The organism is Thermofilaceae archaeon (assembly GCA_038731975.1).
In the GTDB taxonomy this organism is placed as follows: Archaea; Thermoproteota; Thermoprotei; order Thermofilales; family Thermofilaceae; genus JANXEW01.
In genome coordinates this window covers 1-20,911 of sequence record JAVYQJ010000009.1, presented here as the reverse complement: position 1 = coordinate 20,911, position 20,911 = coordinate 1, and the positions used below count along the sequence as shown (strand labels likewise).

The window sequence follows — 20,911 nt, the reverse complement described above, 5'->3', positions numbered from 1 at the left end:
ACTCAACTCAGCACTAAGCTGGGATAAATATTTCGGTTATAGCTTACTAATGCCTGAAATCATTAGGAGAGCCCATCCCACCGCTGTGTGGACCTAGACATTTCTCAACGGCGTGAATCCTCTTGTCCGAAGAGCTTCGATGACTCGAGGTATGACGATTTCTGCCTGATCGCTCGCGTCAATGTCAACAATGAGGTTCCTTTCCTTGTAGTAATTAATTATGGGTGCAAATTGCTGCCTATACACTTCAAGCCTTCTCAGCACAACTTCCGGTTTATCATCCTCCCGCTGATAGAGCTCGCCGCCGCATCTATCGCAGACACCCGGAACTTTTGGAGGCATGTACTTGACGTGGTAGATAGCACCGCATTTCCTGCAGATTCGTCTTCCGCTAATCCTATCGACGATGACATCATCTGGGGCTACGAAGTTCAGCACCAAATCGATTTTCGTCATTTTATCCAGGTCCTCCGCCTGCCTTAGCGTACGTGGGTAACCGTCGAGGATGAAGCCGTGCTTGCAGTCCTCCTGGCTAAGCCTGGCGCGCACAAGCTCGGTCACAAGTTCGTCGGGGACGAGCTCCCCCCTCTCCACGTACTCTTTAAGCTTCCTGCCCAGCTCCGTGCCCTTCTTGATCTCCTCCCTAATTATGTCGCCTGTCGAAATGTGCGGGATTCCGAATCTTTCAGAAATCGCCGAAGCATATGTCCCCTTCCCAACACCGGGAGGCCCCATGAACACGAGACGCATACTCAGCCCCAATGCCGTCCGCAAATAGGTTTAAATCCACATCGCAGATCGGATTGCAGATGTGATGATTTATTCCCAGCCTGAGTGGTGAAGAGAGGGTAGGTTTCTGAAGACACTAACCACGGTCTACCCCCGAGGATTACAGCAGCTCGTTCAGGTTCTTTTCGAGAAACTGAATATTGTTTCTCCTCAATTCCTCCTCTGTTAACTCCACTGCCTTCACAAGCTTCTCGCTCAAATCGCTGGGCGTCTTAGCGAACACAGTGATCGTCACGCCCCAACCATCCTTTGAGAAGACGTTCCGCTTAACCTGCACGAAAGCCCACGGAGCTGCTTTGGAAACCTCTTCCGCGACGCGCCAGAGCCCCTCCTCATCCCAGCTCTTAGTCATTATGTGAACTGAGGCGGAGAGGCGAACTCCGAGCAGCTCTCTTATGTACTGGTCAGCCTCCTCCTCCACTATAGCTCCTGCTTCTGCCAGAGCCCCCGGTACGCACAATAGGTACTTATCGTTCTCCTCGAGTAAGATTCCTGGAGCAGGCCCCTTCGGGTTTCGGAGCACAATCGAACCGTCGGGCAGAGTATAGAACACGCGATACTCCTCCGGCGACGCGAGCTCGGAACCCCCAGCGATGAAGTGGTGGTACTCCTCCACCATGCGCTTAGCCTCTTCGTCCTCAACTAGTTGCCTGCCGAGCACTGACGCCACCGCTTCGAAGGCGGGTGCAGAGCCCAACTCGATGCCGCCCACAATCACTACGAGGTCAACTTCGTTGAGCGCGCTCGCGATAGCTTCCTCGATGGCACTCTTCAACACCTCAACGTTCGCCACGAGCTTAACCTCGTAACCTATCGCCCTGAGCCTGCGTACCATCCAGCTCGCCGTCTCTTGCACGGAGCCGACTGCTATGACTGATGCTTGCGCTCTCTCACGCGGCTTAATCTGCAGCAAGCAGGGGAATCCCCCTTCCGCAATGATGCTCACGGTTTGCCCGGAGAGGGCGTAGCTTATAGGTTGAAAAACGTTAACCCTCTACCTAGGCGGGATGGCGAAGTTCGTAATTGAGCACCTCGAGCCGACAGTCTCCCCCTGGGTGTATTTGGAGTACAAGCACGCGGCTGAACTTGTCGGAGAGCTACTGATCACGAACGTCAAGGAGAGGAGCGAGCAGGAGTGTCTGCAACCGTTCGCCGAGGTTGTCGAGTTTAGCGTGGGGGAGTTGACGGAGGGGGAACGGATTCTCGTGCTCGATCCTTCGGCCGTCAAACCCCTCTCGCCGGACGACTTTGACAGCTTCGAGTACGTTGTGATTGGAGGGATAATGGGCGACTTCCCACCCCGAAAGAGAACCAGGAAGCTGTTGACCGAAAGGTTGAACGCCGAGTCGAGAACCTTAGGCTCCTGCCAGCTGAGCATCGACGGGGCAGCCTACATCGCTGCGCGGGTAGCAGAGGGGGAAGAACTCTCGCTCCTCGAGGTTGCTCTCGGAGTAGTCCTGAGAGGTGAGGGGGTGGAGATTCACCTGCCCTACTGCTACCCTGTCACGGCCAGCGGCGTGCTCTTCAGCGAGGAACTGGCTGCCTACCTCTTAACCCTCCTTGAGGATGACGAGGCTTTTTCAGCCGTGACGGGACGTGCGAGGAGCATTGCGGACTACGGTTGCAGACTGGAGCTCCCCAAGGTGCGGTACGAGATCGTTGCAGGCCGGAGAGTCCGCTTGGGGCAGCTCATGAGCAAGCCGTTTAAACCCGCGACTAGAGAACAGTGCGATGAGCACCGGTAGGAAAGTATCGTTCGGCGTCATCGGCTGTGGAAACGTGGCGAACAACTACTACCTGCCCTACATTGCTAGGCACCATAGGCTTGTAGCTGTATCTGATAAGATCGCTGAGAGGGCTAGGAGGAGCGCTGAGCTGTGGGGCGCGGAAAGGTGGTACCCAGATCCGGAGAAGCTTCTCGCGGATCCAGAGGTGGAGGCAGTCGTGATCGCGACGAGCCACGAATCTCACGCTCCATTAGCAATCAGAGCCGCCGAGCAAGGCAAGCACTTCATCGTCCAAAAACCAATGGCTACTTCGCTTGAGGACGCCGAGAAGGTAGTGAAGAGCGTTGAGAAGAGCGGTGTAATCGCCCTTGCAGAGCCATCCGACGCGCTCCTCTCCCCCCTTTACCGAGTGTTGAAAGCAGAGCTCACCCGGTTGGGGCGCCACTGCTTCTCAGTGTGGCACACGGGGCACAGCGGACCCATGTGGTCGGAGGCATTCCTGAAAGAGGAGGCGGGTGGGGGCGTACTCTTTGACTTAGCGGTATACGATGTAGCTCGACTCTTAACCCTTTTCGGAGAGCCGAAACGCGTGGCTGCGCTCGGCTCGATACTCCTGAAAACTAGGTTGATTATCGATACTGATACGGTGACAGCCTCGATACGCCCGGACACGTATGGGCGTGGCACCTACTACTTCCACGACGTTCAGCCTACTCTACCCGTTGAAGTCACAGCGTTCGATAACTTCGCAGGGATCCTCGAATATGATGGAGGCCTAGCGGTGATTCTCGCCAACTACGTCACCTTCCACGGCCTTCGCGCACCACCAATCCAGATTTACTGCACTGACGGCGCTGCGACAGTTGAGCCGTGGACCCCTCAGATCACAGTGGTGGCGAAGGGTTCCACAAGGGTGCTCGGCAGGAAGGAGATTGGAGGAATAAGACCGTACTACCACGAATCCGTTGATCACCTCGTGGAGTGCATCGTTAAAGGGGTTGAGCCTCTCCCCTCTGTTCAGTGGGGTTACAAAGTTACAAAGATCCTCCTTGAGCTGCAGCGCGCTGCCAAGAGCCTCTAAAGAACTTCTGAAACCCTCACCACTCTACCCTCAGCTGCCGACTTGAGAGCCGCTTCAAGCGCAGCCTGCAGACCGACCATCTCATCGGGTTTTGTAATGGGCTCCACCCCCTTTTCTGCGACTTCCACGAAGTGGCGCATCTCAACGACATAAGGATCCTCCTCTTGGTACCTAAGCTGTTTATCAACAAGGACCCCTTCTTCGCTGTAAACTTTCGCGCCCGGAAACTCAAGCCCTCCCCTCTCGCCCAGCACCAGTACGCGGAAGCTATCACCCGCGATGTGGGCTGCCCAGCTGACCTCAAGGAAGATTGTAGCTCCATCCTCCATCTTGAACATTGCAGACGCTAAGTCCTCGACATCGAAGGGGCCTCCCGGAACTGGCTTGCCCCAAGTGCCCAAACCCTTCCCGCGCGGACCAAACTTGGCGTAGGTTGAGGCGTAAACCTCCCTTGCACGGAAATTGTTCATCAACCACATGGTGATGTCCAGCGCGTGGACGCCGATGTCGTACAAGGGCCCCGAACCGGCTTCAGCCTTGCGCGTGAACCAGCTGCCGTAGCCTGGGATGCCGGACCTCCTCAGTAGGGAGGCGTGGGCGTAGTAAGCCTCTCCTATACCGACCTCCTCCACGTACTTCCTCAAAGCCCGGCTATCGGCTCTAAACCTCAGAGTGAGACCGATGAGGAGTGCTCTCCCGCGCCTGCGGGCCTCATCGTACATCTCTTTAACTTCCCGGGCTGTGAGCGCTGGAGGCTTTTCGCAAAGGACGTGCTTCCCCTCCCGGAGTGCGTCAATCGTCATCCTGTGGTGCAGGTAGTTCGGCGTAGCAACAACGACGGCATCGATGTCGCTGCGCGCAATTAAATCGCGGTAGTCCCTGTATAGGTTATCGATGCCGAAGTTGGCTTTAACGTACTTCAACTCCTCCTCATCTATATCGCAAGCCGCGACAACTTCAGCTCCTACAGCTTTCAGATTCTTAATGTGCACCTTTCCGATGCTCCCACAGCCGATAACACCTACCTTCACGCGGTAATGGGGAGGGAGGAAGGTAATATGCCTGCGCCCTATCGGAGTTCTATCTCCAGCTCGATCACAGTATCGTAGGGATCTGGGGGTTGAGGGGGTAAACCCTCTAAGAAAACCCTGCTTCCGTCCTGCCTGAACTTTAGCTCTCTACCGTCCGCTAGCAGGCGCGCTCCTAGTACTCTGAAGCCTACGTTGGCCACTGAGATCTTTGATCCAGGCCAACGAAGTGCGTGAACGTACACCTTGTTTCCCTTCATCGTCGTCGGGCCCACTGTGGTTGTGAATGGAGCTCCTGTTGCACCGTAGATTGACTCGCCGTTCCTGCGGAGCCACGAGCCAACGTGGGAGAGAATCTCGACCGCTTCTGGAGGGAAGCTTCCGTCACCTCTCGGTCCCACGTTCAGCAGGAGGTTGCCGCCTAAGCTGACGACTTGAACCAGCGTGCTGATGATCTGGCGGGGAGTCTTCCAGTTCCTGTCCCCTTCGAAGTACCCCCAGCTGTCGTTCATCGTCATGCAGGTCTCCCAAGCCCTCCTAGGCGGCGACCACCACGGCACATGCTGTTCAGGCGTGTCGAAATCCCCAGGAAGCCCGGTCCTGTTGTTAACGAGAATGTGCGGCTGCAGCTGTCTCACTTTATCTAGGAGCTCCTGGGCCCTCCAATCCTCTGGTTTGTAGGGCCAACCCCCATCAAACCAGAGTACGTCAATCCGGCCGTAGTTACTGCAGAGCTCCTCAACCTGTCCGTGCACGTACTCGAGGAACCTTTCCCACCCCTTTGGATCTCTCTGTGGCCCCCTCCAGTACTCCTCCCATCTCCAGTCAAGCAAGGAGTAGTATAGTCCGACCTTTAACCCGGCTTTCCTGCAGGCTTCCACGTACTCGGCAACCACGTCTCGGGCAGCCGGGGTATTCGTCGACTTGAAGTCGGAGAGCTTAGTATCGAACAGGCTGAAACCATCGTGGTGCCTAGCTGTGAGGACTATGTATCGCATACCTGCCTCTTTCGCGGTGAGAGCCCACTCCTCCGCATCGAATCTTTCAGCCCTAAAGCTTTCAGCCAGCTTCGCGTACTCCTCGCGGGGGATTCCCTCCAGGAACATTACCCATTCCCCCCGACCGAGCAGCGAGTATAGCCCCCAGTGGATGAACATGCCGAAACGCGCCTCTACAAACCATCTCAACTTTTCCTCCACAGGAGCATACTCTCGCTCTCACTTAGTTAAGACTTGCGTCACCCTCATTTATCAGCACAACTTCTACCCGATCATGCCTGGGAAACTGCGCGTGGGTGTAGACGGTGGTGCAACGAAAACTCTTGCGGTTGCGGCAGATGAGCGGGGAAACGTGATTGGCGTTCACGAAAGTGGCCCCAGCAACTACCACGTGGTGGGCCTCGATGGCGCGGTGGAGAACATAAACACCGCTATCAGGGGCGCGCTCGCTCCAGCTGGCGCCGGCTCGGCGGACGTGGTTGTGCTGGGCTTAGCTGGGATGGATACAGCCTACGACTTCAAGCTCTTCGAAGAGAAGGCTGTTCCGCGCATCATCGGGAGAAGGGTCTACGTCCGGCACGACGCTGAGATAGCCCTCGTCGGTGCCACGCTCGGGAAGCCGGGGGTCATAGTGATTGCTGGCACCGGGTCTGTTGCCGGAGCACGGAACAGGAGGGGCGAGTACGCGAGATGCGGCGGTTGGGGCTACCTAGTGGGCGATGAAGGAAGCGCCTTCTACATCGCTTGCGAAGCCCTGCGTGCCGTCCTCTGGGCTTTCGACGGCAGAGGGGCTCAGACGGCCCTTACTACGAGGATTCTGGAAGCTCTAGGCATCTCATCGCCGGACGAGATTCTGAGGAAGCTCTACGTGGAGAAGATGAGCATAAGCGATGTAGCGAAGCTCGCCCCCATCGTAACCGAGCTCGCTAGCGCTGGCGATGCTGTCGCTCGAAGGATCGTTGAAGAAGCCGCGAAGCACCTAGCGCTTCACGTCGTAGCCCTCGTAGACAAGCTGAGCATGAGGGGTGAGCAACCGATCAAAGTTGCGACTGTAGGCGGAGTTTTTAGGGCTGGGCCGGTGATCCTCGAGCCCTTTAAGAGGCACCTTGAGGAGCAATTCAAAGTGGAGCTGATCAAGCCTGAGCTGCCGCCCGTCGCTGGCGCTCTACTCCTAGCCTACTTGCTTGACGGGGTTGAAGTAGAGGGGACAATAGTCGAAAACCTGAGGAGCTCTTTAAGGAGGTATGGTCTACTCAGCTGACGTACCTCCCGAAGAGTGCCTCCTTAACCTTCCATGAGAGAGGTGTGGGTAGCTCGGCTGGAGGCCAGCTCAAAGCTCTTTCTAGCATTTCGGCGAGCTTAGCGGCATCGCTCTTCCTCAGCCTGAACGAGGCGAAGGGGGCACCTCCCCGCCCGATGAGGAGGAGGCCTTCAGCCCCCCTACGCCTGAATGCTATGAAGAAGCCACTCTTGGATTTGAACGCTACTCCTCCCCTCCACCTTTCGGCCCCCCTCAAGGCTTCCATCAGGGAGACTAACGGGCGGCCCGCGAGAGCGATCGTTGGTGACCACCACCTCGATTTTCTACCCCTGCTCCTGGCGACGAAGAGAAGCAGCGCTCTCCCGCCCCCCCTTCTGCTCGGCACGGGTACTACGAGCAACGTGCTCGATCTATCGACCATCTTCACGAACGAGAGAGAACTCGTGTGCACCTCAACGACCCTTGCCAATGCCCTCCTAAGTTCAATTTGTTGGGCGTTATAAAAACATGATCACATTTAATACCGACCCTTCGTCGTCGATCCTCGTGGCGCGAATCTCATCTTCAGGCGTAGAGATCTCGATTGAGAAAGCTGGTTTCAGGTTCAGTTTCAAGCCCAGGCTCGCCTTAGTCAGGGAGCCGTCGGACCCCACCTCTATCGAGCTGCTGCCGGGGGTTGCTCGCGTGCGGTACCCGGAGGGGGTTGGTGTGCTGCACTTCATCGAGCCGAGCGCTGAAACGACGGTTATCGTTGCAGAGGCTGAAGGAGCGAGCGAGAGCGGACTTGTAGCCGAGCTGAGGGCGAGGCTGGAGGGGTTTGATAGGCTCCTCCTCTACCACTTCACCTACGACCCGGACAGGTATTTTCAAGACGCGCCCGAGCCTTACCAGTACCCTCAACTCAGGGAGGCGGGAGAATTCGAGTACTGCCCGTGGAGCTACCCCCTCCACGCGTCCAGCTTCGACGGTCTACCTAGGAACCTGAAGGTTTCCCAGTTGCTTTGTAGGGGTTCCGAAGGCTACCTTTTCATCCTGCCTGTGTCAAACTCGGGTGCTCGAGGATACATCTCCAAATTTGACGGTAAGGAGTTTAGTGTGCTACTTCACGGCGCTGCGCCCACGCGATGGAAGAAAGCCCTTCTCCTAACCCTTTCGGCTTCACCAAGCCCCTACAGGGCCGTTGAGGCTGCTTACGAGGCAACGTTAACACTGCTGGGAAAGCCGGAAACCCTAAGGAGGAACAAGAGTCTCCCCGACGTGTTCCGCTACCTGGGTTGGTGCAGCTGGAACGCGTGCTGGCGTGAACCGACAGCTGAGAAGGTCCTGGCAGCCTATAAATCGCTTCTCGAAAAGGGGGTTAAAGCGGGCTTCGTCCTCATCGACGACGGGTGGCAGGACGAGGAGACGGCCCCGTGGCCTGGGCAGAGGATAAGGAGGCTGCTCCCTGATGAGAGAAAGTTCCCGGGAGGCTTCGCCCCCCTGATTAGCGAGTTGAAGAAGCTCGGCGCCAAGTACGTCGGACTCTGGCACACGCTCAACGTTCACTGGGGTGGAGTAGCTAAGGGTAGCGAGCTCGCCGAGCGGTGGCGCGAGCATCTGGTCGAGATAGACAACTACCTCGTACCCAACCCGCTGAAAGCCTTCGAGCTCTTCAAGGATTGGTACACCGAGCTTAGGAGGTGGGGTTTCGACTTCGTCAAGGTCGATAATCAGTCTTTCGTCGGCTACGCCTACTCTGGGCGTACCCCCATCGAGAGGGCTGCGCGCGAGCTGCACGAGGGTCTTGAAGCCGCGGCTTACGTGAACTCGCTGGAGGTTCTCAACTGCATGGCCCAGCAGCCTGAGAATGCTTTCAACTGGCTACGCTCAACGGTTGCGAGGAACTGCGTCGACTACATAGTTCCGCACAGGAAGTCGAGGGACAAGCTCCACCTGTACTTTAACGCTTACAATGCCCTGTTCATGTCTCAAGTCGTTTGGCCCGACTGGGACATGTTCCAGAGCCACGATCCATGGGCCCTCCAGCAAGCCGTAGCCCGAGCAGTCAGCGGGGGTCCCGTCTACGTGACGGATGAGCCCGGGAAAACAGTAGCGGAGATCGTTAAGCCACTCGCGTTCAGCGACGGGAGCTTACCTCTCCCCGATTTTCCAGCCCTACCCACCGAGGATAGCCTCATGCGCGATCCCTATAACGAGGCTGTCCCCCTCAAGATCTTCACCCATGTCACCGTGGATGGTGTCGGAACGTATGGCATCGTAGCGGCCTTTAACATCCATAGGGATGACGCTGTGGTGAGAGGCCATGTGGCACCCCCTGACGCGCTGCTCCCACCGGGGAAGTACTGGGTTTACGAGTACTTCAGCGGGGAACTGGGAGATGGTGAGCTGCAATTCGAGCTCGAACCGATGGGGGTGAAGCTGTTCATAATAGCTCCCAGGCGCGGCTGGCTAGACCCTGTGGGTTTAAACAACGTCTATATCATGCCTCGAGGCATCGATCACGCATGCATCTTTGAAGACGAAGCCGTTCTCAAGCTGAAGGAGCCCGGTTTGCTCATCGCGAGGACAGAGCGCAAGGTGAAGGTCGAGGGGGGAGAAATCGCCGAGGAGCAGCCGCTACTGAAAGTGAAGTGCACCAGCACCATTATTCGCTTGCGAGCCTAATTCAAAAGCTTTCCCGTTAACCAGATCCCGGCGGCTCACTCACACTATCTGCACGGAAAGCGTTATTAGGATCAGGGAGTTTCGTCTAACGTGGCCATTGTAGGCAAAGTGCTGGACATGCCTCCAAGAATAAAGGTATTAGAGGCGCTTGGCTCCATCGCGGATGGCCGAGTTAGCCTCATAAGTGGTAAGGAAGCTGTTGTAGGTTCTTCGATGGGGGATAGGGAGTACAGGGTTTACGTAGACCCGGAGAGAGGCGAGGCTTACAGCAATGACAACGGGACTAGGTTCAGGGGGTACGTCGGCTACCCCATAATCGCCGTCCTGATGCTCCGTGGCGTGCTCCCCTACGATGAAAGGATCGCTAAGGCCTTCGCCGGCTTGCCGTGGAAGGAGTTAAACGAGCGGTACAAGCGCTACGCGGTGGTTGAGGAGATAGTCAAGAGGGAGGCCTCGAAGAAGGGGGTTAGAAGGGAGGAGGTAGATAGTTTTGTAGAATCCGTTTTAAGGGAGTTAGCGAAGCTTAAGCTTCGCTACGTTGAGCCTCCTCAAGGATTCTGATCAATTCTCTAGCCCCTTTCCGAGGTACCAGCACCTTATACCTGGAGAGGGGCCAGAACCCGTCGCGCGAGATAATCTTACCATTAAAACTACTCAGTATCTTCACGAACTCAGCATACGGTATCCTCCGGTGGTCGACCTCCACCTCAACTACTGTACCTCTTGCAGGCCCCATTAGGCTCGTAGGTATAAAGTTTCGAGCGATTAAATAAACGTAATGGCTTCAGGCACGGGTTGATTCAGATGACCAGTGCCGTTTTCCCAAGGGCTTGACCGGGTAGCGGTCTCCTGAACCTCGCGATCAATCTACCGCCGCGTCCGTGCACTCTAACTACTCTCCCTTGCACCTTCTCGCCGTTGGGTAGAAGGTACACCACCTTCCTTCCGATAAAGCGTGCCGCTTCCGCCCCGCTCGACACACCTTCAACTTCCAGTATCACGTAACGTTCGTTCTGCGAGTTGCTGCCTCGCCGGTAGCTAACGATGAACGCCCTACGCCCGACCGCGCTCATAGGCGCGCCAAACCCCTCTTAACCCGCCTAAAAGCGCTTTCGCTTCCCCACCACATTTTTAGCTCTCCCTAGAATCGGCGCTGAGTGGGCGGGAGGAGAGTACGCGTGTCGATCACTATACCAGAGAAGCTTCTGGCCGAGCTCGACAAAATCGCTGCCCGTTCATTTCGGAGCAGGAGCCAAGCCATCGCTGAAGCCGTGAGGCTGCTCCTCGAGAGCTCTCGTGAAGACGTTAGAGGAACAGTCATAGGACTTGTCACTTACAGGTTTACAGGGCACCGCACGGCTGAGCGTTTAAGGAGGCTGGGACACCAGTATCTCGATGTAATAGTTTCCACTTTGCACGTGCATGCGAGCGAAGATGAGTGTATCGAAGCTCTAGTGGTAAAGGGGGGTTCCGAGAGAGTGTTTAAGTTAATCGAGGATATAAGGCGCGTAAGGGGCGTGACGGGCGTCAATAGGGCGTTAATCAGCCTTACTCGGGAGCCTCGTTGAGGATCTCTACGGCGCGCGACGTCCCGATTCTAGACGCACCCGCTTTCACGAACTCAACGGCTTTCTCGTATGTTGAGATGCCGCCCGCAGCTTTCACCTTCGCCCTACTTACAGCGCTTAGAATCAGGTTAACGTCCTCAATCGTAGCCCCTCGAGGCCCGAAGCCGGTGCACGTCTTTACGAAGTCCGCCCCAGCCTCTTCTACAATCCTGCTCGCTCTGACTATTTCAGCAGGGGTTAAGTAGCCCGTCTCGATTATCACCTTAACGACGATATCCCCTCCTCTTTTCTCACCGGCCCGCTTGGCCGCGCTCGTCACAGCCTCAATATCGCGTTGCACCTCATCAAGCCTACCAGACTTGAATAGGGGGATGTTCATCACGAAATCTATCTCATCGGCCCCCTGCTCGACAGCCAGTACCGCCTCCTTGACCTTCACTTCCGTCGGGCTTGCACCAAAGGGGAAGGCTACTACGCCGCATACCTTACACCCGGTTCCGGCCAGCTTCTTGGCCGTGAACCCTATGAAGGGGGGTAGAACGCAAATGGCTCCTATACCCAACCTGATGGCCTCCAAGCAGGCTCTTTCAACATCGCTTATGGTGTGGGTGGGGTGAACCAGGGCGTAATCAATGAGCTTGGCTATCTCACTCCTTCTCACAAGATCCCAGCTCGCTACCCCATAAGACTTTGACGGATAAATGTTCACTCGAGGAGCTTGTACATTAACCTCTTCTTTTCCCTCATGATCTCGATTTTACCCTCTCTTCCCAGCCAGCCCAGAGCACCATACACGTCTGTGAGTTTTAAGCCAGTAGCCCGGACGATCTCCCTGACGGTCAGCGGCTTTCCCGCCTCCTTTAGAGCCTTCCAGACTTTACCCGCATTTACTCCAAAAACTTCCTCTGGCTTCATCGCGGAATCAAGAATAACTCATCCCTATATCTCTTACTCGAGGGCGGAGGACAGATCCTCCTTGAGATCCTCCGGATCCTCTAAGCCCACGGAGAGGCGGAGCAGGTTGTCGGTAATCCCCAGCTTGACTCTATCCTCCTCCGGCATCATTTTAGCCGCGCTGATCACGGGGTACGTCAGCAAGCTTTCAGCGCCCCCTAGGCTGGGCGCCGGTCGGATAACGCGGACCCTTCGCAACACTTGCAACGCCTCGTTTTTGCCGCCCTTAACCTTGAATGATAGCACTCCACCGTACAGCCTCCTCTCAAAGATCCTGTCAGCGATGCTCTTGTAAGGGCTCGAAGAAAGCCCGGGGTACAGTACCTCCACAACCTTCGGATGGTCCTCCAGGAACTCCGCCAGCTCCAGTGCTGTGCGCGAGACCCTCTCGTACCTGATCTCCAGCGTCTTCAAGCCCCTCAGCACGAGGAAAGCCTCAAACGGGTTCATCACTGTGCCAAGCTTCCTCCGCCACTCCCACAGCTCCTTGATTGAGCCGTTAGGGCCGGCTATGCATCCGCCCAGCACATCGTTGTGCCCGGCGATGTACTTGGTGAGACTCTCGACAACCATGTGTGCTCCCGCCCGGATCGGCTTAAAGACGACCGGCGACGCGAAGGTGTTATCAACGATTAGCGTCGCCCCCACCTCTCGACACCTCTTTGCGATCTCCGGCACATCAACCACCCTCAGCGTCGGGTTGGTGACCGTCTCGATTAGCACTACGTCCCCTCCCCTCACTTCTTCGATGAACGCCTCGGCTGCCGGCCAAACCTTCACAGACTTTACGCCGAACTTCCCCAGATCCGAGGCCAACTGAATAGTTGTCCCGTACCCCTCCATGGTCACAACAATCCGAGCCCCGCTCCTGAGTAAAGCGAGGTACGCGGTTGAGATCGCAGCCATCCCGCTGGAGAAGGCGAGGGAATCGTCTGCCCCTTCTGCAGCAGCTAGTGCACGCTCAAGGGAGCGAACAGTGGGGTTCTCCTCCCTCGAGTACTTAAGTTCAGTACCCCTGTCCGTCAATCTCGTCTCGCCCGTAGCTCGCTCAGGCTGCTCAAACATTGCCGTTTGGTAGATCGGGGGAATAAACGCACCTGTCTTCTCATCGAAGTAACCGTGCCCGTGAACGAGTTCCGTCGCGAACCTCACGCGGTAGCCTCCCCGCTAGCATTTTAAAACATGCGGCGTCGCAGCTGTTCAACGTAATGCCCGGCAGGGTCGTGGTTAGGGCGCCGGCTAGCATAGCCAACCTGGGCTGCCTCTTCGACGCGGCAGCGATGGCTATTGAGGCCTTCTACGATGAGGTCGTAGCAGAGGAAACAGGTGGAGAATTGAAGGTCGAAGCGGAGGGAGAGAACGTGCCCTCGGGGAGGATGAACGTGGCCTATGCAGCTGCGCAGCATTTGTTGACGAAGGTCTACGGGAGGGAGACCGGAGTCCTGATCAGGGTTCGGAAGGGGGTTCCCGTGGGCTCGGGGTTAGGCTCCTCCGGTGCAAGCGCAGCCGCGACCGTTGTCGCGGTGAACGAACTTCTGGGAATCGGGGCGAGCGTAGCTGAGCTCCTAGAGGCGGCGGGAGCCGGCGAAGCCTTAGCGGCGGGCTCAGCGCACTACGACAATGCAGCGGCCTCCCTCCTAGGCGGAATCGTTCTAATCGACCCTCAGAACCCTCGGCTCCACGTCGTGCTTGAGCCACCCAGCTGGCTCCACGTCGTAGTATTCTTCAGGCAGTCTCCCCACGCGCAGAAGACCAAAGCGATGAGGTGCATTCTTCCCGAGTCTGTCAGCTTGAGGGATGCCAGTCACTGGGCTTTTACCGCTGCAGCCTTCGCAGCGGGTCTTGCGCGGGGTATTAAGAGGTGCATCTCCTTCGCTAGCGACGGTGGGATCGTTGAGAGCGTGAGGGCGCGCAGCATACCGGGGTACTGGGAGATGAAGAGGGCGGCGCTGCGCACTGGCGCATTGGCTTTCAACATATCGGGTGCTGGACCCTCGCTCTTCGCCCTTGCCGAGGAGGATAAGTTAGACAGCATCGTATCAGAGGTCATGAAGGTTGCCCCAGGCTACAGGCCTATAGTAACGAGGGTGGAGCTCAGGGGGGCGATACGCAATGTTGAGAGTAGGAGATAACCACTGCCATTTGAACCCCACGGGAGGCATGGGGGTGAGGGCCTTCGCGAAGCGCTTCATCGACTCGGGGGGCTGGTTTGTAGGTCTTGTAAACCTGCTGTCGTGGAGCTACGGCGTTAGCGTGACAAGAGCTGAGGACTATGAGAAGGTCTATCGGGCCACCATCACGGTAGCGAGGGAGCTGGAGCGGGAAGGGGTAAAAGTCGCCGTGATACTTGGCCCGCACCCCGCTGAGCTTACGAGGCTTATAACCTCCGGGGTAAAACCCGATAAGGCCGCTAGGATGATCCTTGACGCGTACAGGCTAGCTGCGAAGCACGTCAAGAACGGAGAGGCTGAGGGTCTGGGGGAGGTCGGACGCCCCCACTGGCAAGCACCTGAAGAAGTGGTTGAGGCCTGCAACACCGTGCTGAACGAAGTAGTGGATATGGCGCGACAGCTGGACTGCCCAGTACATTTCCACGTCGAGCGAGGGGGGAAAGCTACTATCGATGATTTGGCTTCGCGGATAAAGGCTGGGGGAGGGAAGTTCGTGCTTCACCACGCCGAGGGGTCATACTCGAGTTACGCCTACGAAAGGGGTCTCTTACCCTCAGTCCCCGCCCGCGAGAACGAGTTGAAGGCCGCGCTAGCTTGTTCAACCTGTTTCGTGGTTGAGAGCGACTTCCTGGACGATCCTAAGCGCCCGGGAGCAGTAGTGGCGCCCTGGAGCATAAGCAGGACATTCTCAAGGTTGATCGAGAAAGGGGTTTTAAACGAGGAGCAAGCCTGGAGGATCCTCGTCACCAACATAGAGAAGCTCTACGGCGTTCAGCTCGGCTAGAGGCCCCATACCACGCTGCGCACACCAGCGCTGCAACGATTGGGAACCCTCGTCTCAGGGCGGAGTGGGGGCTCCGCTAACAGCTTAATCGTCACCGCTTAAGGGCCGTAGGCTCTTCATCGCCCGGAATAATCGCTGAAAGCCTTTATTTCAAGTTTTGCCCCACAAGGCATTTGTACGTGCTTGACGTTCTAGGCTCGATGCTTAAGCTGTCAGTGATAACCGATGAAGTCTCGCAGGAGCTTTCGCGGGTTGTCGATTTTGCCGACCGGTACGGGTTCCACGGCATCGAAATCAGGACGCTTTGGAACAGGCCTCCCCAGGACCTACTCGATCGTTCCGGGGAGATCCGCGCCGAACTTGAGAGGAGGGGGCTTTGCGTGAGCGCTATTGCGTCGCCAGTATTCAAGTGCAACTTGGATTCCCAGATCATGGTGAGGGAGCACCTGTCGATACTAAAACGATGCATAGCTCTGGCAAAGTCGCTTGACACGAAGGTAATCAGGGTTTTCACATTCTGGCGCACGGGAAGCCTCGAGGAGCGGTTAAGCAGGGTTCTCGAAGCCTTCCTGCCCGCGGTCGACATCGCCTCCGACGAGGGCGTCGTACTGGCCGTAGAGAACGAGCCTTCAACCCACGTAAATAACGGTTTCCGGCTAAGGCAATTCCTCGAAGCGGTTAAGAAGCCCGCCGTGGTGAGCGGAGTCTGGGATCCGGGCAACGACGTGTGGGATCCGGAGGGCGAGCGCCCCTACCCGGACGGCTACGGCTACGTGCGCGGGATGTTCGTTCACGTTCACGTGAAAGACGGTAGAAGGAAGCCTGAAGGCCATGAGTTTGTCCCCATCGGAGAGGGGGAGGTAAACTGGCTCGAGCAAATAAAAGCTCTCGTTAGAGACCGTTACAACGGCTTCCTATCGCTAGAGACTCACTGGAGGCCTCACCAGCTGCCCCGAGAGCTGATCGAGCGCCCCGGTGGAGCAGCGTACTCGGAGGCGGGTGAGTACGCTTCATCGATCTGCGCAGAGAACCTGAAGTTGTTGATCGAGAAGGCGTTGAAAGAGGTGGAGAGATGAAGCTCTCAGTCACAATCTACAGCCTGCGTGACTACCTGCTCAGCGGGAGGCTCACGGTTCCCCGCTTCATAGAAGTCGCCCACAGGCTCGGGGCTGATGCCGTCGACCTGGGTTACTACTGGAGGAGCCGGGAGGAGAGGGTGGAGGCTAAGCGCAAACTTCAGGAGCTCGGCGTAGAGCTCGCGATTTACATCACGTCGAACGACTTCGTTAAACCCTCACTTGAGGAAAGGAGGGGGGAGATTGATAGGGTGAAAGCCGCGGTGGCGGACGCTAAGAGCTTTGACGCAACCCGTCTGAGGGTCTTCGCTGGGGATCTGAAGCAGGGGATCGATGCTGCAGAGGCGGAAAAATGGGTGATAGAGGCTCTTAGGGAGGTCTCGGACTACGCGGCTAGCGAGGGGGTTGTACTGGCCGTGGAGAACCACGGTAGGCACTTCAGCAGGATCGATGTTGTGGAGCGCATCCTGAAGGAGGTGGGTTCGAGGAATCTTCGCGTAACATTCGACACGGGCAACTTCGTCTTCGCTGGGGACAGCCCAGTGGAGGCTGTTGAACGGTTAGGGGCTTGGGTAGAGCACGTGCACGCAAAGGACGTGGACGTGTGGGGCAGGCCTTGTGCGCCGGGCGAGGGTTGCATCGATTTCGAGGCGATCGTCAGGAGGCTGAAGAGCGCCGGCTATCGCAACTACCTTTCCGTCGAGTACGAAGGACGCCGCGATCCAATCCTCGCCGTGGGTTTGGGGTTGGGATACCTTCGAGGCCTATTAACGATAGTGAACCTCTAGGCCCGCTACACACTTGTAAACCGCTACAAACGTAAGAAGTTTTATCCGGGATGCATTGAGGGGGTGTCGCGTGGGGGTAGCCGTTAAAATCGCAGGCTTCACCAAGAAGTTCGGGAACGTAGTCGCTGTCAACAACCTCAACCTGGAGATCTATGAGGGGGAGATGTTTGGTCTACTCGGTCCCAACGGATCGGGTAAGAGCACAACCCTCCTCACCATCGCGACCGTGTACAAGCCAACGAGCGGGGACATTTACGTATTCGGGCATTCCGTAACGAAGGAGGACGACATAGTCAGAAGGTACGTAGGTATCGCGTTCCAGGAGCCCAAAGCCATGTGGGTTGACACGCCCTACGAGCTTCTCCTCTGGCACGCGAAAATCGTTGGCTACTCCTCTAGCGGAGCAAAGCAGGTTGTTAGGGAAGTGATGGAGAAGCTGGAGCTCTGGGAGCACAGGAACAAGCAGTTTTACCAATTGAGTGGGGGTACCAGGAAGAAGTTGGAGATCGCAAAGGTCCTCATTCAGAGACCAAAGCTGGCGATCTTCGATGAGCCCACAGCACAAGTTGATGTTCTGACGAAGCACGCTCTCTGGGACGTTGTGAGGGCGATGAGGGATGAGGGTTCAACGATAATAGTCGCTACAAACGACATGTTTGAGGCGGAGAGGATTTGCGAGAGGATCGCCATTATCTACAAAGGCGAGCTGCGCGCCTTGGGCACGGTAAAAGAGCTTAAGGATCGGGTTCCCGGCGGTGACGTCGTAGAGATTAGCTTTGAAGGCTCCAAAGAGAGGGTCGAGAGGGTACTATCCAAGCTGGACGGTATGGGGAAGCTAATCCTGCAAAACGATAGGATCGTGGCGTACCTCAACAAGGGTGAGGAGCGAGCCGCCGAGATTGTCAGCAAGCTGCTGGAAGCTGGAGTGAGGGTTAAGAGAATCATGGTGCAGGAGCCGACGCTCGACGACGTGTTCTTCTACTTCACCGGTGCACGCTTGGGTGAGAGCTGATGCAAACCGGCGATCTTAGGGCGATTCTCCTTCTCGTGCAGTGGGACTTGATGAGGATGTGGAGGCGCCGGATCTTCGTTTTGATGAGGATAACATGGTTCGCAGTCCAGGTTTCGATTTTCGGCCTAGCTTTAACCGCGATGGTCAGGTTCCGCGGTATCATCTCGGCTCAGCTAGATTACTACCACTTCTACCTCCTCGGGGTCTACACCTCCATGCTGTTCTCGATCAGCGTCTCGAACGCCTACGAAGTGGCGGAAGAGTTTGAGGAAGGGATAATAGAGTACCATCTTACGCTACCCATCAAGCGTCGCGTGCTCTCCCTAGGTCGCGCTGTGGGGGGAGGATTGGCAGCTTTCATATTCACTCTCCCGATGTACGCCATAGTCCTGATACTGCTCGGTGGAGGGCCTCCAGAGGCGATAGCAGTGTCTCTAGCCGCATCGGCGGTCTTCTCCGTCGGAACCGTGGGGCTCGTGCTCTCCGTGGTGCTGAGCGTGAAATCGGGCGATGCGACGGACATCCTGTTCGGGATCATCGACGCAGTGATAGTGAGGCTCAGCACGATATTCTACCCCGCTGTCGTTCTCAGCAGGGTAGCGCCGTATTATTACGCCGCTCTGGTGAACCCACTCTCCCACCTGGTGGATCTTGCAAGAACGTTCTTCTTCTTCGAGGAATACAGGGTTCTGGCGATTGCCAGCCCGGTGACGATGGCCGCGTACTTGCTTGGACTCGCAGCCGGTCTCGTCTCGCTAGCGATCTACATTGTGGAAAGGAAGCTTGAAGGAGGTGGTTGGAGGTGAACGGTGAACTACGGAGCAGCCTACTGATCGCTTACAGGGACCTGGTGAGATTCTGGAAGTTTAAGCATTGGCTTGCCAGCCAGATTGTGATGAACCTGGCCGACGTCGTCATATTCGCACTGATTTTCAATAACATAGTGAACAGAGAGTACATTCCGGACTACATCAAGTTCATGTCAACAGGCGTCCTATCCGTGTCGGTGTTCGCGTCGTCATTCTCGATAGGAAGGGAGGTGGGCGCCGAGATGAGGAGGGAGGTGGTGTACTACCTGCTCACGCTGCCAGCGTCGAGGTGGGCTCTGATCGCGGGCCGCATAATGGGAGGCACATTTAGGGGGCTCATCTATCAGCTCGCGTTTATAGCGCTGAACATCGCCCTCGTCGGCGTGCCGAACCTCTACCAGGCCGCCATCATCGCTTACACTTCGATCGTGCTTTCAGCCTCGATGTCTGCCTTGGCTATAGCCATCTCAACATCAACCAGGGACTTCAATCTACAAGCTACGTTTAGAGCACTTACCTACTACACGCTCTTCTTCCTCTCCAACGTCTTCTACCCGCGCGAGGTGCTTAGACTCCGGTTCCCTGGTCCACTGGCGGATGCTATAGCGCACACTCCCGTTTCTCTGGCGTCCGATGTATACCGCTGGGCCTTCGGCTACTACAGCAGCATTAACCCTCTCGCAATCTTCGAGCTCACCTTATGGGCAATCCTCCTCTTAGTCCTGGCGGCTCTACTCTACAGGAGGAACATTAGCCGATGAGTTTTTGGACGGTTGCTACATAGTTTGTCCGTGCCGGTGTACGTAGCGGTCGGTGAGCACTTCATCGAGAGGCTGTCCACCGTCTTTTTCCCTCGAGACTTCATCGAGCTCCTCGAACACCTGGAGGAGAAGCTCGGGTATGCCTACCCGATGCTCCAGGCCTTCTTCATGGGCGAGGAGGTAGCCGCAGCCCCTCTTTTAGAGGAGGCTTTGGAATTGCTTCTCCTGCTCAAGCATCGAGCAGAGATTCTACCTCCGGTTTTCTTCTTCGCAGTTTTGCCCAGGGACTTCGATGATGTCGCTAGCATTATCGGCGGTGGTGCCTCCTCGATGCTCATTCCCACGCCTGACGGGGTTTGCGAGCTGCGTGGGGGCTTCAAGAGGGCCATACTAGTACGCGGCCAGGAGGTTAAGGATCTGAAGGCCGGGGATGAGCTGCTCGTAGGTGAAGTTAGGGTAAAGGTGTTCACCAGATCCCCTTACGAGGCGGTCATCGGCCCTCTGAAGACGCTCATAGTTGCAGCCCTCATCGCCTCGAGAGTTGGGCTGAAGTTGAGAGCTCTGGGTCTACTGGATGCTGCAGATACGGCCGTCATCGCTGGAGGCGGGGTAGCTACTTCGTGACCTTGTACGGGCACAGTACGCCGAAGTTGCAGTACCTGCACTCCCACGTGTACCTCGGGGCCTTGTGTTCGGTGGCGCGTAAGGCGAGCTCCTCTACGCTCATTCTTTCCTCGACTTCAAACTGGGTGATCCGCTCGGGTGTGACGTAAAGCAGGTAGCTCTCAGCCAGGTCGAAGATGGTGTTGTAGGCCCGAACCTGGTCAACGTGATGCTCCAGGGGTAGCTGAATATCCGATCTCGCGGTTTTCACCTCGATGCCTACCCCCTTACCGCTGGGCGGGTATACGATGATGTCAGCCCTCCCCTTCACGAGAACCCTTCCACCCGCCAGCCCTGCGGCAGTGAGGTCTACCTCCACACAGGCCTCCTTCTCAACCTCCACCTTCACACCCTTCGCCTCGAGCAGTTGGGCCAGCAGGAGGCCGAGGCCCTTGTGGATGAGAACCCCCTGGATGAGGACGGGATTGAAGACGTCGGGCATGCTCAGCTCTGGGTAGAGCTGCTCGTACCTCACCTTCAAGCTGCAGGAGACGAGGTCTGTGACCCAGTGGACGCCGGGCTCCCTCGAATGCTTCGAACGTTCATCCCTAAAGTACCTGTAAAGCTCCTCAACGATGTTCAACTTCCCCACGGCGCGCGGTTGGACCCGCGGAATTTATCGCTTGCTGCAATCCCTTGGGCTGCGACGCCAACGCTAACTGAGAGAGGCCGGCTGTCCGGTTAACCACTTATACCTTCAGACCTCCCTAGGCTCGTGGAAAAACCCCGCCAGATTCTCAGAGACATACCTTACCCGAGCAAGGGTCCATTTGAGCC

Annotated in this window: 25 protein-coding genes; 14 read left to right on the top strand and 11 right to left on the bottom strand. The window is 56.8% G+C overall.

Annotated elements, in window-relative coordinates:
• Nucleotides 1-93: 93 nt before the first annotated feature.
• Both QXF46_05545 and QXF46_05540 read right to left on the bottom strand, forming a co-directional pair.
• On the bottom strand, nucleotides 94-750 hold the full coding sequence (locus QXF46_05545) for an adenylate kinase (GenBank protein ID MEM0226320.1): 657 nt from the start codon (nucleotides 748-750) through the stop codon (nucleotides 94-96).
• Between the two features lie 139 nt (nucleotides 751-889).
• A complete protein-coding gene (locus tag QXF46_05540; protein MEM0226319.1) occupies nucleotides 890-1,735 on the bottom strand; it encodes a molybdopterin-binding protein in 846 nt (281 codons plus the stop codon).
• 61 nt (nucleotides 1,736-1,796) lie between these two features.
• Between QXF46_05540 and QXF46_05535 the strand changes: the two genes are divergently transcribed.
• Together QXF46_05535 and QXF46_05530 are read left to right on the top strand one after the other, a co-directional pair.
• On the top strand, nucleotides 1,797-2,534 hold the full coding sequence (locus QXF46_05535) for an SAM-dependent methyltransferase (GenBank protein ID MEM0226318.1): 738 nt from the start codon (nucleotides 1,797-1,799) through the stop codon (nucleotides 2,532-2,534).
• Entirely contained in the window at nucleotides 2,521-3,597 is a 1,077-nt protein-coding gene (locus tag QXF46_05530; protein ID MEM0226317.1) for a Gfo/Idh/MocA family oxidoreductase, read from the top strand. Before QXF46_05535 ends, QXF46_05530 begins: the two co-directional genes overlap by 14 nt.
• On the opposite strand, the gene QXF46_05525 is transcribed toward QXF46_05530, so the two are convergent.
• Both QXF46_05525 and QXF46_05520 read right to left on the bottom strand, forming a co-directional pair.
• Nucleotides 3,594-4,628, bottom strand: a complete 1,035-nt coding sequence (locus QXF46_05525) for a Gfo/Idh/MocA family oxidoreductase (protein MEM0226316.1) — start codon at nucleotides 4,626-4,628, stop codon at nucleotides 3,594-3,596. The genes QXF46_05530 and QXF46_05525 overlap by 4 nt on opposite strands.
• Before the next feature lie 38 nt (nucleotides 4,629-4,666).
• The gene (locus QXF46_05520) at nucleotides 4,667-5,824 is read right to left on the bottom strand and encodes an alpha-L-fucosidase (GenBank protein MEM0226315.1); all 1,158 of its coding nucleotides are present in this window, start codon (nucleotides 5,822-5,824) and stop codon (nucleotides 4,667-4,669) included.
• A gap of 73 nt (nucleotides 5,825-5,897) precedes the next feature.
• On the opposite strand from QXF46_05520, the gene QXF46_05515 reads away from it, so the two are divergent.
• A complete protein-coding gene (locus QXF46_05515; GenBank protein ID MEM0226314.1) occupies nucleotides 5,898-6,884 on the top strand; it encodes a BadF/BadG/BcrA/BcrD ATPase family protein in 987 nt (328 codons plus the stop codon).
• Here QXF46_05515 and QXF46_05510 read toward each other — a convergent pair.
• Nucleotides 6,877-7,353, bottom strand: a complete 477-nt coding sequence (locus QXF46_05510; GenBank protein MEM0226313.1) for a hypothetical protein — start codon at nucleotides 7,351-7,353, stop codon at nucleotides 6,877-6,879. The genes QXF46_05515 and QXF46_05510 overlap by 8 nt on opposite strands.
• 77 nt (nucleotides 7,354-7,430) lie before the next feature.
• Here QXF46_05510 and QXF46_05505 point away from each other — a divergent pair, with 77 nt between their 5' ends.
• A complete protein-coding gene (locus QXF46_05505) occupies nucleotides 7,431-9,548 on the top strand; it encodes a Sip1-related alpha-galactosidase (GenBank protein MEM0226312.1) in 2,118 nt (705 codons plus the stop codon).
• A 90-nt stretch (nucleotides 9,549-9,638) separates the two neighbouring features.
• Complete coding sequence (locus QXF46_05500; GenBank protein ID MEM0226311.1) at nucleotides 9,639-10,109, top strand: hypothetical protein; 471 nt, start codon at nucleotides 9,639-9,641, stop codon at nucleotides 10,107-10,109.
• On the opposite strand, the gene QXF46_05495 is transcribed toward QXF46_05500, so the two are convergent.
• On the bottom strand, nucleotides 10,072-10,284 hold the full coding sequence (locus tag QXF46_05495) for a hypothetical protein (protein MEM0226310.1): 213 nt from the start codon (nucleotides 10,282-10,284) through the stop codon (nucleotides 10,072-10,074). The two genes, QXF46_05500 and QXF46_05495, sit on opposite strands and share 38 nt — an antisense overlap.
• 64 nt (nucleotides 10,285-10,348) lie before the next feature.
• Nucleotides 10,349-10,621, bottom strand: a complete 273-nt coding sequence (locus QXF46_05490) for a 50S ribosomal protein L35ae (protein ID MEM0226309.1) — start codon at nucleotides 10,619-10,621, stop codon at nucleotides 10,349-10,351.
• Nucleotides 10,622-10,705: 84 nt separating this feature from the next.
• On the opposite strand from QXF46_05490, the gene QXF46_05485 reads away from it, so the two are divergent.
• A complete protein-coding gene (locus QXF46_05485) occupies nucleotides 10,706-11,116 on the top strand; it encodes a CopG family ribbon-helix-helix protein (GenBank protein MEM0226308.1) in 411 nt (136 codons plus the stop codon).
• Here QXF46_05485 and deoC read toward each other — a convergent pair.
• Genes deoC through QXF46_05470 form a run of 3 tightly spaced genes read right to left on the bottom strand, consistent with a single transcriptional unit; the run spans nucleotide 11,097 to nucleotide 13,222 of the window.
• Entirely contained in the window at nucleotides 11,097-11,777 is a 681-nt protein-coding gene (gene deoC, locus QXF46_05480) for a deoxyribose-phosphate aldolase (GenBank protein MEM0226307.1), read from the bottom strand. The genes QXF46_05485 and deoC overlap by 20 nt on opposite strands.
• A 44-nt stretch (nucleotides 11,778-11,821) precedes the next feature.
• A complete protein-coding gene (locus QXF46_05475; protein MEM0226306.1) occupies nucleotides 11,822-12,031 on the bottom strand; it encodes a winged helix-turn-helix domain-containing protein in 210 nt (69 codons plus the stop codon).
• Nucleotides 12,032-12,064: 33 nt separating this feature from the next.
• Nucleotides 12,065-13,222: a cystathionine gamma-synthase family protein gene (locus QXF46_05470; GenBank protein ID MEM0226305.1), complete on the bottom strand. Its 1,158-nt coding sequence runs from the start codon at nucleotides 13,220-13,222 to the stop codon at nucleotides 12,065-12,067.
• A 56-nt stretch (nucleotides 13,223-13,278) separates the two neighbouring features.
• Between QXF46_05470 and QXF46_05465 the strand changes: the two genes are divergently transcribed.
• From QXF46_05465 to QXF46_05430, 8 genes are all read left to right on the top strand, one after another.
• The gene (locus QXF46_05465; GenBank protein ID MEM0226304.1) at nucleotides 13,279-14,202 is read left to right on the top strand and encodes a homoserine kinase; all 924 of its coding nucleotides are present in this window, start codon (nucleotides 13,279-13,281) and stop codon (nucleotides 14,200-14,202) included.
• Between the two features lie 34 nt (nucleotides 14,203-14,236).
• Nucleotides 14,237-15,025 (top strand): TatD family hydrolase, encoded by a 789-nt coding sequence (locus tag QXF46_05460; GenBank protein ID MEM0226303.1) that lies wholly within the window; start codon nucleotides 14,237-14,239, stop codon nucleotides 15,023-15,025.
• 179 nt (nucleotides 15,026-15,204) lie between these two features.
• Nucleotides 15,205-16,101, top strand: a complete 897-nt coding sequence (locus QXF46_05455) for a sugar phosphate isomerase/epimerase family protein (protein MEM0226302.1) — start codon at nucleotides 15,205-15,207, stop codon at nucleotides 16,099-16,101.
• Nucleotides 16,098-16,889 (top strand): sugar phosphate isomerase/epimerase family protein, encoded by a 792-nt coding sequence (locus QXF46_05450; GenBank protein ID MEM0226301.1) that lies wholly within the window; start codon nucleotides 16,098-16,100, stop codon nucleotides 16,887-16,889. Before QXF46_05455 ends, QXF46_05450 begins: the two co-directional genes overlap by 4 nt.
• A gap of 70 nt (nucleotides 16,890-16,959) precedes the next feature.
• The gene (locus QXF46_05445) at nucleotides 16,960-17,901 is read left to right on the top strand and encodes an ABC transporter ATP-binding protein (protein MEM0226300.1); all 942 of its coding nucleotides are present in this window, start codon (nucleotides 16,960-16,962) and stop codon (nucleotides 17,899-17,901) included.
• Nucleotides 17,901-18,707: an ABC transporter permease gene (locus QXF46_05440; GenBank protein MEM0226299.1), complete on the top strand. Its 807-nt coding sequence runs from the start codon at nucleotides 17,901-17,903 to the stop codon at nucleotides 18,705-18,707. The genes QXF46_05445 and QXF46_05440 overlap by 1 nt, the downstream gene beginning before the upstream one ends.
• The gene (locus QXF46_05435) at nucleotides 18,704-19,471 is read left to right on the top strand and encodes an ABC transporter permease (protein ID MEM0226298.1); all 768 of its coding nucleotides are present in this window, start codon (nucleotides 18,704-18,706) and stop codon (nucleotides 19,469-19,471) included. The genes QXF46_05440 and QXF46_05435 overlap by 4 nt, the downstream gene beginning before the upstream one ends.
• A gap of 30 nt (nucleotides 19,472-19,501) precedes the next feature.
• Complete coding sequence (locus tag QXF46_05430) at nucleotides 19,502-20,095, top strand: hypothetical protein (protein ID MEM0226297.1); 594 nt, start codon at nucleotides 19,502-19,504, stop codon at nucleotides 20,093-20,095.
• Here QXF46_05430 and QXF46_05425 read toward each other — a convergent pair.
• Nucleotides 20,085-20,726 carry a hypothetical protein gene (locus QXF46_05425; protein ID MEM0226296.1) on the bottom strand — a complete coding sequence of 214 codons (642 nt, stop codon included), beginning with the start codon at nucleotides 20,724-20,726 and terminating at the stop codon, nucleotides 20,085-20,087. The genes QXF46_05430 and QXF46_05425 overlap by 11 nt on opposite strands.
• Nucleotides 20,727-20,911: the final 185 nt, after the last annotated feature.